The following is a 13,364-nucleotide window of genomic DNA, read 5'->3' as shown; positions in this document are numbered from 1 at the left end:
ATGAACAAAAAACTATTATTTGGATTAGTACTTTTTTTAGGATTGTCCATTAATTGCTTTTCACAAGAAAGTGCGGCATTTCCATTGTGGGATAAAATCCCGGGAGTTATTAAAAACGAAGCTTACAAAGAAGAACCTCGATTAGATGCTCAGGGTAATCGGACAGGAGTTAGGAAAGTTACTGAGCCAACTTTGATTCCTTTTTTGGTTGAAAATAAATCATCTAAAAATGCTGCGGTTATCATTTGTCCAGGAGGAGGTTATGCTCTTTTGTCTATTGATAAAGAAGGAATCAATGTGGCAAAATGGTTCAATTCGATTGGAGTTTCGGCTTTTGTATTAAAATACCGTTTGCCATCAGATGATATTATGATTGATAAAACCGTTGGGCCATTGCAAGATGCGCAAGAAGCCATTCGAACATTGCGAAGAAATGCTGTGAAATGGAATTTGGATGTTAATAAAATTGGAATCATGGGGTTTTCAGCTGGAGGTCATTTGGCTTCAACAGCTTCCACGCATTATTTAGATAAAGTGTATGATACAGATAGAGATGTTAGTGCACGACCTGATTTTTCGATGTTGATTTATCCTGTAATTTCAATGGAGAAAGGAATTACTCATAATGGTTCGAAAGAAAGTCTTTTAGGGAAAACGGCTTCTGCTGATTTGATTGCTAAATATTCGAATGAAAAAGAAGTAAACGAAAAGACACCACCAACATTTTTAGTTCACGCTACTGATGACGGTGCTGTTCCTGTTGAAAATAGTATCAATTATTATTTAGCTTTAAAGAAAAACAAAGTTCCTGCCGAAATGCATTTGTATCAAAATGGAGGTCACGGTTTTGGACTTGGAACAAAAGGTACACATACTGATTGGTCTGCTTCTTTAGAACATTGGCTGGTAGCCAATAAAATAATTGCTGAAAAATCAGTTTATATCTTTTCTTATTTCAAAGGTAATGGTGAAGATGGTTTGCATTTAGCGTATAGTGAAGATGGTTATAAATGGCAATCTTTAAAGAATGATACTTCATTTTTAACTCCCGAAGTTGGGAAAGATAAGTTAATGAGAGATCCTTGTATTATTAAGGGTGGAGATGGATTGTATCATATGGTTTGGACTGTGAGTTGGACTGATAAAGGAATTGGATATGCATCTTCTAAAGATTTGATTCATTGGTCAAAACAAGAGTTTTTGCCTGTTATGGAATACGAAAGTGGAACACGCAATACTTGGGCTCCCGAAATCACTTATGATAGTAAGCAAAAAAAGTATATGATTTATTGGGCATCTACGATTGAAGGAAAATTTATGGAAACCCAGTCGGAAGAGGAAAAAGGATACAATCATAGAATTTATTATGCTACGACTAAGGATTTTAAAAAAATCACTCGTACTAAACTTTTGTATGAACCTGGTTTTAATGTGATTGATTCTTCTATTTTGAAAGATGGTAAAGGATATATTATGTTTTTGAAAGACGAAACAAAAGTTCCTGTACAAAAAAATATTAAAGTGGCTTACAGCGATAAATTGACAGGGCCTTATTCAAAAGCAAGTGCCCCAATTACTGGGGATTATTGGGCAGAAGGACCAACGGCTATTAAAATTGATGGGCAATGGTTGGTTTATTTTGATAAATATACTCAGAAAAAATATGGTGCTGTAAAACAAAAGGCTAATGGCTGGGAAGATGTTTCAGATAAAATTAGTTTCCCTCTGGGAACACGTCACGGAACTGTTTTTGAAGTTCCAAAATCAACTCTTCTACAGCTTATGAAAGAGTAATAATCTAAAACTAAAGTTTGTTTTTTTCTTAATCCAATTAAAATCTATAGGTTTTAATTGGACTTTTTTTTGCTGCAGATTACTGCAGAATAATACTGTTGATTTAATTTGAAAAATACAAAGTCAACAATATATAACCAAAATTTAAGAGGACCTACTACATATTTAGCTTGTGGACGTGAAAGATGATTAAGGGAGTGTTATTAAAGGCTAAGTGTGGAATTTTATAAAAAATTAATGGTCAGCAATAAATAGAAATTAAGGAGTTTTGTGAAGACCGATTAATGTGTTTTAGTCATGTTAATCGGGCTTTTTTTATATATTGTTAAATATTCAACTATTCTAGTTTGTTTTTGAGTATTATGTGAAATTTATTATAATTTATTTTGATTTTGTTTATTTTATAGCTATTTCATTTTTTACAATGAAATTATTTTTATATTTGGTAATCGATTACGGTTTTTTTTATTTGGAATTATTGCTTTCTTTTATCAAAGAAAAATGCAAGGGATTTTATGTATTGTGGAGAAATAAAAATATAATTTAGAAGGAAATGGAAAAGTTTTTGACAAAAGAGATGATTGATGAAGGGGTTTCCTTTACAATAAGTTTAAGTGAAAACTCTAGAATTCCAAAATACAAACAAATTGTAGATTCGATAATTCATAATATTTCTACTGGAAAATTGCAGATGGATCAGAAGTTGCCTTCTATCAATATGCTAAGTGAGGAATTTTATCTTTCTAGAGATACTGTCGAGAAAGCCTATAATATTTTAAAGAAAAGAAAGATAATTACTCCTATTAGAGGAAAAGGTTATTATGTTACCCGTACCAAATTAATTGCAAAAGTTAATGTTCTTTTCTTGATTAATAAATTGAGTTCCTACAAGATGAGAATTTATAATTCCTTTATAAATAGTATCGGAGGGAATTCACAAACTGATTTGCATATTTATCATTGTGATCAAACTTTGTTTTTGAATTTAATTGACAAATACCTTGGGGCTTATGATTATTATGTAATTATGCCTCATTTTAAATCAGATGACCTGACACATTTTAGTTCTGGTGAAGGAGTTTTGCAAGCAATTAATAAAATTCCAAAAGAAAAATTAGTTATTTTAGATAATAATAAAGGGATTGAAGATTCTGTGATTGAAGTTTGTCAGGATTATGAAAATGATATTTATGGTGCTTTAAAGCAAGGGCTTGAGAAAATCTCCAGATATAATAAATTGATTTTAATTTACCCTGAAAGCTCTGTTTATCCTTATCCAAGAAGAATTTTAAATGGTTTTAAACGATTTTGTTTAGATTCAGGTCTTGAATATGAGGTTTTAAGAGAGGTTTATGATGATATTGTTTTGAAAAAAGGAGATTTGTTCATTACGATTGAAGAATCAGATTTGGTTAGTCTTGTTAAACAGATTAGAGATAAAAATTTTGAATTAGGTAGAGAAATAGGTGTTATTTCATATAATGATACTCCTTTAAAAGAGTTGTTAGGAATTACAGTAATTTCTACTGATTTTAAGATGATGGGTGCTACTGCTGCAAGTATGATTTTAAATAAAGAATCAGGTAAGATTAAAAATCCATTTAATTTTATTGATAGAAATTCTATTTAGAGTTAAGAATTAATAGCAATTTAACTAAAACAAAAAAACTTGTAAGCAAAGTGACTTACAAGTTTTTTTATTTTTAACACGTCTTTTAATTTTTTTAAGAGCTATTTATTATGTTTGGATAAAAAAAATGGAGACCTAAGCCTCCATTTTAATGAATGTGGTTTGATGTTTAGTAACCACCAGGGTTTTGCATTGCTTGTTTTTCAGTAGCTGTTAATGGTCTTCCATTTACGTAGATGCCATCTAAGAATGTTTGAGGTATTGGACGTAAGATATGGTAGTCTTTTATGTTTGGTGCAGCTTCAGGATTGTATGCTTTTGCTCTGGCTACCAAAGTTTTGGTTCTGCTCAGATCTTCCCAACGGTGGAATTCTCCACAAAGCTCTCTGGTACGTTCGTTTAAGATTAAACAAAGCATACGATCATAATCAGTAGTGTAGCCTAATTTAGTTATAACTGCTTGATCGGCTGCAGGTAGTGCGCTAATACTGCTAATAGTTAAGCTGGTTGCTGCAGTTGTGGTTGCAATGTTGTTGGATTCGTAGTATGAATTTTCAGCAATAAATGAACTAGCTCTTCCTCCTTGAACAGCTGTTGTCCAAGCAGCAGATCCATCGGTGTAAGCAGCACGATCTTCCCCTGCTTTATAAGCAGCACGGTTACGAACTGTATTGATATCAAATAGAGCAGCGGCATAAGAAGCTGGTCCTTGACGCACTTCTGCTTCAGCTTTCATCAAATAGGTCTCTGCAGAACGGGCTAATATTACATCACGACTTCCTTTTGTGGCATTAAAATCAAGTCTTGAACCATCCATGTATTTGCTTAAAGATGGGAATCGTACATCTTTCATTAATCCAAAATTATCTGCTGCATAGGCTACAAATACACTTGGAATTGTTTTTCCAGTTTTAGAGTAGATTATAGTACCATCATTTCTAGTTTTAGCAAATCGAGTGTCTGTAGGGTTATTCATAATATACATAATACCTAAATCGCCATTTACATAATAAGTACCTGATTTGTTATTAACAATACTTTTTGTTTGAAAACTTTTCCAAAAACGAGAGTCGTTTATTTTGTCAAATACATCGTAAGTAAAGTAAGTAGGTGCTAAACGACTAAAGGGTCTTCCTCCTGCGGTATTACGAATCATTTGAGGTAATTGATCGTATGTAGAGATGAAATACAGATGTTGTTGATTTCCACCAGTTGTCAATTGATTAGAGTTAAAGTCTGCTGATAGAATTAATTCGGATAGTTTTTCATTTGCACCGTCAGCAGCTTTAAAGTCCCATAAATTGACATAGTTTGGAGCTAAAGGGTGACGTGTTATAACATCATTACATAAATCAACTACTTGTTGTAAATCAGTAGTTTTTGTTGCTGAATTCCATGCGTCATTAATTTCGCTGGCACGAGTTAAATAAGCTTTTGCTAAATAGTGGGCAGCAGCATCTTTTGTGATTTTATTTGGTCCTCCGGTATTGTTTAATAGATTATAGGCTTGAGTAAAATCACTAATAACTTGTTTTAAAACGTCTTCAGCTGAAGCTCTTGTAAATTCTAAAAATACAACATTGCTTGTCTTTAGGTTTATTGGTACACCTCCGTATTGTCTTACTAATTTTAAATAATTGTAAGCTCTCATAAAGTAGCCTTCTCCTAGCGCTATTTTTTTAATTGCATCATTAGTTGAAACAATAGCCGTAGCTGATTCGATTAGTTGATTAGCATTTCCAATTCCAATATATAAATTGTCCCAATTGGTGTTTGCGGCAACAGTATTAGAATTAGATACGGTTACAAATGATCCGAACCCAGAGGCATAAGAATTCCATAGTCCATTTGATGGATCACCTCCAACATGAAATTCATCTGTTCCAGATTCGTTTGCTGTAAGAGGGATTTCTCGATTCATATCCAATGCAAAAACTTGGTAGTAGGTACCAACAGATAAAGCTTGAATTCCTTCTTCTGTTTTTAAATATCCTGGATTGTATCCAGTAGTTAATTTTTCGTCTAGAAAATCTTCACTACAAGAGGTACTAAGTCCTAATGTAGCTAATATCATTAGGTTGATATATAGTATTTTATAATTTTTCATAATTTAATTTGTTTTTAGAATTGAACATTTAGCCCTAAAGTAAATCCTCTGTTAGAATAAGTCGTTCTGGTATCTAAGTCTACCCATTTTACTTTGGAGAAAATCATACCTGGATTAGCAGCTTGCATATAAATTCGTAGTCTAGAAAGTCCTAATTTTTCTACTAAATCTTTTTCGAAGTTATAGCCTAAAGAGATGTTTCTTATTTTTAAGAAAGAACCGTTTTTATAGCCTAAAGTTGGGTTGTATATATCTCCAGTACCTGCGCTGTAAAAAGGTCTTTGGTATTCGGCATCAGTGTTGTCATCGGTGTAATAGTCTAATTGTCTTTGACTGGTTTTTCCACTTAGGTTTTCTCCTCCTGCATCATATAGGTATCCCATACGGCCATAAATAAAGATTGATAATTCTATGTTTTTATAATTGAATGTATTGGTTAAACCAGTTATGAATTTTGGTTCAGTACTTCCTAAAACTACACGATCGTTATTGGCATCAATTTTATAATCTCCATTTTGATCTACTGGTCTTGCGTTTCCAAAAGCAAAAATGGTGCTACCAGCAGCAGCATTGAATTTAGCCATTTCAGCAGCATCTTCTGGTCTCCAAATTCCATTAGACTCAAAACCATAAATAATTCCTGGCGAATATCCTATGAATCTAGTATTGAGGATATCATCTTGTTTACCATTTTGTAATTCAACTATTTTACTTTTTTGCCACGAAGCGCTTAGGCTAGAACTCCATTCAAAATCAGCTGTTTTAATATTTACTGTGTTTAAAGTAAGTTCAATACCATTTCCTTCTGTTTTTCCAATATTTGCAAGGGTTTTATCAAAACCTGTAACTGTTGGGATACTTCTTAATAATAGTAAATCTTTGGTTTTAGAGGTGTAATATTCTAAACTTCCTGAAATTCTATTGTTGAATACGCCAAAGTCAATACCGTAGTTGAATTGGGTTGTTTTTTCCCAGCCTAATTCACTATTTGGTAGCTTTAAGTTGGTTAGAACTCCAGATGAAGTTGAATAAAGTACTTGTGCTAATGGAGGTTGAGTTTCGTAAGCAGGTACAGCAGCATTACCCGTAACTCCATAACCAGCTCTTAGTTTTAATGTATTAAGCCATGAAATATTTTGTAAAAATTCTTCTTTGTCTATACGCCAAGCTACAGAAGCACTTGTAAACTGATCTCTTCGGTTTATTTTAGCTAATTGAGAAGCTGAATCATAGCGTAGAGATGCTGTTAATAGATATTTGTCATCGTATCCATAAGTTAATCTACCCATGTAAGAGAATAATCCAGTTTCAATAAGATTTGAAGAATAAGCATTTAACGTGACATTTTCTTTAGTTAAAGCATTCCACTTATTTTCTACATTTTTAATATTTTCTGCAGACATGGAGCTTTCTTCGTTAGAGTATTGTGTTTTACTTTGTAATAATGTAACTCCAAAATCATGTTTGCCTATTGTTTTGTTGTACAAAATTAAATTGTCTAAAGTATAAGATATAGTTTGGTTTTTTGCCAATAAAGCAAAGCTGGTTCCAGAACGAGCAGAAGATAAGCCGTTTAAGAATGCTCCATTTCTATAAGAAGTGATATCAGGACCAAAATTCACACGGTATTTTAAGCCGTCTAGTTTAGATGAAAACCCGCCAAAATCCAATTGGCCATAAAAACTACCAAAAGCACGCAAGGTTACACGTTGATCTTGAGAGTATTTGTATTCTTCATAAACATTTCTAATAGTTGAATCTCCTCCTGGGTTTTGAATTCTTTGTCCGTTAGCGTCTAAAGGTACAGCGTAAGGTAGATTTTGTCTGGCTGTTACATAAATTCCGTCTGATGATGCTACTGCAGATCTACCAGCATTAGATAGTCCATATTCATTTACAGCATAACTTGTGTTTAGGTTAGCTCCCATAGAGAACCATTTTGTTGGAGTGATGTCTATGTTTACAGAACCATTGTAACGCTTGAAGCCTTGCCCTTTTAGTGTTCCTGTGTTCTCAAGGTATCCAAAAGATCCATAAGCTTTCATTTTTTCTGAACCTCCACTAACGCTTAAAGTATGTTGTTGAGTTACTCCTGTTTGGGTGACAAATTTGGTCCAGTCCGTGGTGCTTACTTTAGAACCATCCCAAGTTCCAGAAGCCCATCCTTTTGCAATGTTAGCCCAGGCTGAAGGGTCTGCTGTGTCTAAAAATATAGTTCTGTCATTGGCAATAGTTGGCGCATTTCCTGGAGCAAAAGCAGCAGGATTTGAATAATATCTAGCCCAACGACGTAATTCAATATATTCTCCTGCATTCATTAATGGAGCAAATTCATGAATTTTTTCGGTAGTGACTGCTGTGTCGTAATTTATTGTGAATTTTCCGTTTTTTCCTTTTTTAGTTGTAACAATAATAACTCCATTTGCTCCACGAGATCCGTAAATTGCTGTTGCTGAAGCGTCTTTTAATACATCAATAGACTCAATGTCACTAGGGTTAATAAAGTCAATACTACCACCGACTTGCGAAACTTTTCCGTCTGAATCAGTACTTGCTCTTGAATTTAGAGGGATGCCATCTACTACATAAAGAGGAGAATTAAAAGCAGCAATAGAACGGGAACCACGAATGTTGATGTTACCAATAGTTCCAGGGCGTTCGTTTGATCCAATATCAACCCCGGCAGCTTTTCCTTGCATGGCTTGTACGGCATTTTGTACCGGTCTGGATGCAATTTCTTCAGCACCAACACTTACAATAGATCCTGTTAGGTCTTTTCTCTTTCTAGTTCCATAACCTACTACAACAACTTCTTCTAGTTTGTTGCCTTCTTCTTCTAATTTAATGTTAATGCTGCTTTGGTTGCCCACTTTTACCTCTATTGTTTTCATTCCGATAAAAGAGACAACGAGGATATCTTCTGGTTTTGCTTTAATAGCAAATTTTCCATCAAAATCCGTTTGAATACCATTGCTGGTGTTTTTGATTAATACGTTGGCGCCGGGTACTGGCATTCCTGTATTGTCTTTGACAGTTCCTGTAATAGTAGTGGTTTGTGCAAAAGCGGTCATGCCGGTTAACATGATGCTAAAGTAAACCAGATACTTTAAGAATGATTGTTTCATAAAAAAATAGTTTTGGTTAATTAATAAGGTTGTTATGTAATGGTTGTGAAATGTGAATGTGTTAATAATTGTGTATCTTATTTTAAAAGTACAAAAAAATAACATTAAATTATTATGAATACAAAAGTAAAATTAACTTTTATTTAACGTATCCTGTGCATACCTGTTTTTTTGATAAAACCTTTATTGAAAGTGCGGAATAATGGAATTTATTTACAAAAAAAGCTAGTTAGAACTGATTTTTTGTGAAATTGTGGTTTTGTTCAAAAGGTTTTTTGTAGTAATTGTTTTATATTGTTTTTGTTAAAAAGAAATGCAGCTGTTTGTTAATGAATTTTGCGTTGATTTTCAGTTGATAATCTCAATTAGTTTAATTTGTTACCTAACAGTGCAGGATACTGATTTGTCCCTAAAACAATAATTTAGTCCATTATTTAAAAATAAATTTGATATTTTATGATTCAAAAAGGCAAGATAATTTGTTTGTTACTTTTAATATGCAGTTTACAAGTTTCAAACGCTGCTACTGTTGCTAGAAAGATGGCTTCGAAAGAAAATAATGCAGCAACTTCAAAAACAATTGAAAAACAGATTTTTTACTTTGGAAAAAAAGTAAAAAAATCCAAAAAAGCAACAGCGGTTAGTAAATCAGTGCCTTTTGATTCGGCTGTAGGTTATGGTTTTGATTTTAATACCGCAACTAATGTGAAATTGAATTCCAATTCATTTGCTACTGAAGCACCCACTTATTTTTCGGTACAACTTCCTGAAGGGAATTATCAGGTTTCGGTAACTTTTGGTAGTACAACTAAAAATACCATTACTACAATTAAAGCAGAATCAAGAAGACTGATGCTCGATCAACAACTGCTTAAAAAAGGAGTGACTGCTACAAAAACTTTTAACGTAAATGTTAGGACTCCTAAAATAGATGGTACATCTCAGATTAATTTGAAAGACAGGGATTTTGGTCAGCTGAATTGGGACGAAAAATTGACTTTAGAATTTCTGGGATCAATAGAAATTAAAAGTATTAGTATTATTCCAATAACCGATGTTAAAATAGTGTATTTGGCTGGAGATTCTACAGTAACCGATCAGGATTTAGAGCCTTGGGCTTCTTGGGGACAATATATTACGAATTATTTTGACGAAAATGTAGTTGTGGCAAATTATGCCGCTTCAGGATTAACATTGCGTTCGTTTAAAGCAGGTTTGCGTTTGAAAAAAATCTTGTCAGTTATTAAACCTGGAGATTATTTAATAGTAGAGTTTGCTCATAATGATGAGAAAGAAAAAGGGGAAGGTATTGGGCCTTGGGATTCCTATTCTGCTTCCATTCGCGAATATGTTCAAGCAGCCAGAGACAAAGGAGCAATTCCTATTTTGATTACTCCGGTTCAACGTAGAGCTTTTAATGCCGATGGAACTTTAAAACCAACACATGGTGATTATCCTGATGCGATGCGAAAAGTAGCTCAAGAAATGAATGTTCCATTGGTTGATATTACAAAATTGACTACTACATTATATGAAAGCTGGGGCGATGAACCATCCAGAAAAGCGTTTGTTCAATATCCGGCCAATACTTTTCCGGGGCAAAAAGAAAAATTAGAAGATAACACCCATTTTAATTCTTTTGGAGCCAATGAAATTGCACTTTGTGTTATTAAAGGACTTCGTGATTTGAATAATCCTTTGGCTGCTTATTTTATAAAAGGACTACCTCAATATAGTCCAAATCATCCGAATGCTTTTGCAAAATGGACTTTACCAATGAGTAAGCGTTTTGAAATTGTAAAACCTGACGGAAACTAATTCTATAATCAAATTTTATGTTTTTTAAAAAATCATTACAAGTTGCGGTCGCATTATTTCTGCCTTTTTTATGCGTTATAAATGCAAATGCACAGCAAACTACTAAAGTGTTCCTTTCGGGAACGGATTTTGAGCATCCTGTTAAATGGGATTTTATGTGTACCGCTGGAAGTAACAGCAAACAATGGTCTAAAATTAATGTGCCGTCTAACTGGGAATTGGAAGGTTTTGGCGAATATACTTATGGTCGTTGGTACAAAGAATTAAACCAGAAAGAACCAAGTAAAGAAGAAGGTTTCTACAAACACGAATTCCAAATTTCAGCTTCAGATAAAGGCAAAACCATTTATATTGTTTTTGGCGCAGCCATGACCGATACTGAAGTAAAAATCAACGGAAAATCGGCAGGACCAATTCATCAGGGTGGTTTTTACGAATTCAAATATGATATTTCATCTTTATTGAATTATGGCGGAAATAATGTTTTAGAAGCACACGTTTCAAAACATTCGGCTAATAATTCGGTAAATGCTGCCGAAAGAAGAGCCGATTGGTGGCTTTTTGGTGGAATTTATCGTCCGGTTTGGTTAGAAATCATGGCAAACGAAAATATAGCTCATGTAGCTGTTGATGCCAAAATGGATGGAACGTTGAATGCGCATTTAGACCTTCAAAATATTTCTCAAAAAAGTACAATTACAGCTTCTATTTCAGCTTTAGGAAGTGATAAAATCATTGGGACACATACTTTTGATGTTAATGCTAAAGAACAGAAAAAAGCCATTAGCATGCAATTTCCAAATATCAAACCCTGGAGTCCGGAAACACCTAATTTGTACAATCTAAAATTAGAATTGAAACAAAACGGGAAAACCATTCATGAAATTACAGAACGCATTGGTTTTAGAACCTTAGAGTTTATCAAGAAAGACGGAATCTATGTGAATGGAAAGAAGATTATCATGAAAGGGGTAAACAGACATGAAATTTGGCCAGAGTCTGGTAGAAGTACCAGTAAGCGTTTAAGTATCATGGATGTGAATTTGTTGAAAGATATGAACATGAATGCTGTGCGTGGTCATTATCCTGCCGACAGTCATTTTCTGCAAGTTTGTGATTCATTGGGGATTTTTGTTTTGGATGAATTAGCGGGTTGGCAAAATTCTTATGATACTGAGACTGGAAGTAAATTAGTCAAAGAAATGGTAACGCGCGATGTGAATCATCCGTCTATTATTATTTGGGATAATGGAAACGAAGGCGGATGGAATTATAAAGTAGACCCTATTTTTAAAGATTTAGATCCTCAAAAACGTATTGTAATTCACCCTTGGTCAGATTTTGATGGTTGGGATGCGCATCATTATCCAACTTTTCAAACTGGAATTCATCGATTTGTAAATGGAGAAAATGTTTTCTTTCCAACTGAATTTATGCACGCTACTTATGACAATGGTGGAGGAGCAGGATTAGAAGATTTTTGGAATCATTTTAAAGAAAGTCCGCTGTTTGCAGGTGGATTTATTTGGGTTTTTTGTGACGAAGCTGTGAAGAGAGTCGATTGGACTGGAAAAGAACAATTTGATTCGAAAGGTTCTTTGGCTGCCGATGGAATTCTTGGGCCACACCGGGAAAAAGAAGGAAGTTTTTATGCTATTAAGGAAATTTGGGCGCCAATTCAATTTGCTCCTTTGAGTATTACTTCTAAATTTGATGGTACATTTTTAATTAGTAACGATTATATTTTCAGCAATCTTAATTCTTGTACTATGGAATACAAAGTGGTTAAGGCTAATAAAGAAATGTTGTATACTAAGAACGCAAATTCGATTCTAGATAAAGGAAAAATTGAAATTCCAAGTATTGAACCAGGCGAAACTTCTAAAATAAAAATTCCTGTTGGTGCTAACTTTTTCGAAGGAGACTGGGTCGAAATTACCGCTCATGACCAACATGGAAGAGAAATCTATACCTGGACTTGGACGATTCACAAAGGAGATTATTTTGCTGAGAAATTTTTGTTGAAAAAAGAAACTAAAGCAAAAGTGAGCATCAAAGATGAAGCAGCTTCTGTTTCATTAATCAGTAAAGATGTTCAAGTTGCATTCGATAAAAAAAACGGGAAAATTATCACGGTTAATAACAAAAACGGAATTGTTCCTTTGACTAATGGACCTACTCCAATTGGGATGATAGCCGAAGTGAAAAGTATTGAAACTACTATCGAAAATAATGCTGCAGTTTTAGTGGTGAATTATATTGGTGGAATCAAAAAAATCAAATGGACGATGACTGCCGATGGCCGTTTGAAAATGGAAATGTTGGCTCTTAAAGATGCAGGTGCTAATAATGGCTTTGATGGTGCATTCTTTCAGGATAAAGTAGATGCTTTTGGTCTTACTTTTGATTTTCCTGAGCAAGGAGTAGAAAGCATGAAATGGTTTGGAAAAGGACCTTACCATGTTTGGAAAAACAGAATCAAAGGAACAACTTATGGAATTTGGGAGAAAGAATATAATCAAACCATTCCGGGAGAAAGTTTTGAAAATATGATTTTGCCAGAGTTTAAAGGTTATCACGCTAATTTGTATGCGGCAGCTTTAAAAGCAAAAGACAATAATAGTTTTAAAATGTTCAGTGCTTCGGAGAATGTATTTTTAAGATTGTTCACACCCGATTTACCTAAAAATGCTTTCGAAGGAACCTATCCACAACCGGCATTCCCTGAAGGAAATATTTCGTTTATGTATGAAATTCCAGCCATGCGTGATTTTAAACCGTTAGAGCACCATGGACCACATAGTCAACCTTCAAGTATTCGAATTAAAAGTGGTGACGAAGGAATTCAGATGAACTTATGGTTCGATTTTAGAGTTGAGAAATAACAATA

Annotated in this window: 6 protein-coding genes; 4 read left to right on the top strand and 2 right to left on the bottom strand. The window is 33.9% G+C overall.

Features of this window, described 5'->3' with window-relative positions:
- Complete coding sequence (locus GTZ96_RS07855; protein ID WP_161642649.1) at window positions 1-1,794, top strand: prolyl oligopeptidase family serine peptidase; 1,794 nt, start codon at window positions 1-3, stop codon at window positions 1,792-1,794.
- Window positions 1,795-2,347: 553 nt separating this feature from the next.
- On the top strand, window positions 2,348-3,424 hold the full coding sequence (locus GTZ96_RS07850; RefSeq protein ID WP_394368012.1) for a GntR family transcriptional regulator: 1,077 nt from the start codon (window positions 2,348-2,350) through the stop codon (window positions 3,422-3,424).
- A gap of 169 nt (window positions 3,425-3,593) precedes the next feature.
- On the opposite strand, the gene GTZ96_RS07845 is transcribed toward GTZ96_RS07850, so the two are convergent.
- Both GTZ96_RS07845 and GTZ96_RS07840 read right to left on the bottom strand, forming a co-directional pair.
- Window positions 3,594-5,531, bottom strand: a complete 1,938-nt coding sequence (locus tag GTZ96_RS07845) for a RagB/SusD family nutrient uptake outer membrane protein (RefSeq protein ID WP_161642647.1) — start codon at window positions 5,529-5,531, stop codon at window positions 3,594-3,596.
- Between the two features lie 14 nt (window positions 5,532-5,545).
- Window positions 5,546-8,656 carry a SusC/RagA family TonB-linked outer membrane protein gene (locus tag GTZ96_RS07840; RefSeq protein WP_161642645.1) on the bottom strand — a complete coding sequence of 1,037 codons (3,111 nt, stop codon included), beginning with the start codon at window positions 8,654-8,656 and terminating at the stop codon, window positions 5,546-5,548.
- A gap of 456 nt (window positions 8,657-9,112) precedes the next feature.
- Between GTZ96_RS07840 and GTZ96_RS07835 the strand changes: the two genes are divergently transcribed.
- Both GTZ96_RS07835 and GTZ96_RS07830 read left to right on the top strand, forming a co-directional pair.
- Window positions 9,113-10,474 carry a rhamnogalacturonan acetylesterase gene (locus GTZ96_RS07835; RefSeq protein ID WP_161642643.1) on the top strand — a complete coding sequence of 454 codons (1,362 nt, stop codon included), beginning with the start codon at window positions 9,113-9,115 and terminating at the stop codon, window positions 10,472-10,474.
- 17 nt (window positions 10,475-10,491) lie between these two features.
- Window positions 10,492-13,359, top strand: a complete 2,868-nt coding sequence (locus GTZ96_RS07830; protein WP_161642641.1) for a glycoside hydrolase family 2 TIM barrel-domain containing protein — start codon at window positions 10,492-10,494, stop codon at window positions 13,357-13,359.
- The last annotated feature ends 5 nt before the right edge of the window (window positions 13,360-13,364 follow it).

Origin of the sequence: Flavobacterium undicola (genome assembly GCF_009909155.2) — a bacterium.
Lineage (GTDB): Bacteria > Bacteroidota > Bacteroidia > Flavobacteriales > Flavobacteriaceae > Flavobacterium > Flavobacterium undicola.
Note: the sequence above shows the minus strand (reverse complement) of the source record. Positions and strands in the feature narration are given on the sequence as shown.

Bases quoted from the DNA above. Each gene is read 5' to 3' on its own strand.
- GTZ96_RS07830 (WP_161642641.1), top strand. From the start codon at position 10,492: ATGTTTTTTAAAAAATCATTACAAGTTGCGGTCGCATTATTTCTGCCT.
- GTZ96_RS07850 (WP_394368012.1), top strand. From the start codon at position 2,348: ATGGAAAAGTTTTTGACAAAAGAGATGATTGATGAAGGGGTTTCCTTT.
- GTZ96_RS07845 (WP_161642647.1), bottom strand. From the start codon at position 5,531: ATGAAAAATTATAAAATACTATATATCAACCTAATGATATTAGCTACA.
- GTZ96_RS07840 (WP_161642645.1), bottom strand. From the start codon at position 8,656: ATGAAACAATCATTCTTAAAGTATCTGGTTTACTTTAGCATCATGTTA.
- GTZ96_RS07835 (WP_161642643.1), top strand. From the start codon at position 9,113: ATGATTCAAAAAGGCAAGATAATTTGTTTGTTACTTTTAATATGCAGT.
- GTZ96_RS07855 (WP_161642649.1), top strand. From the start codon at position 1: ATGAACAAAAAACTATTATTTGGATTAGTACTTTTTTTAGGATTGTCC.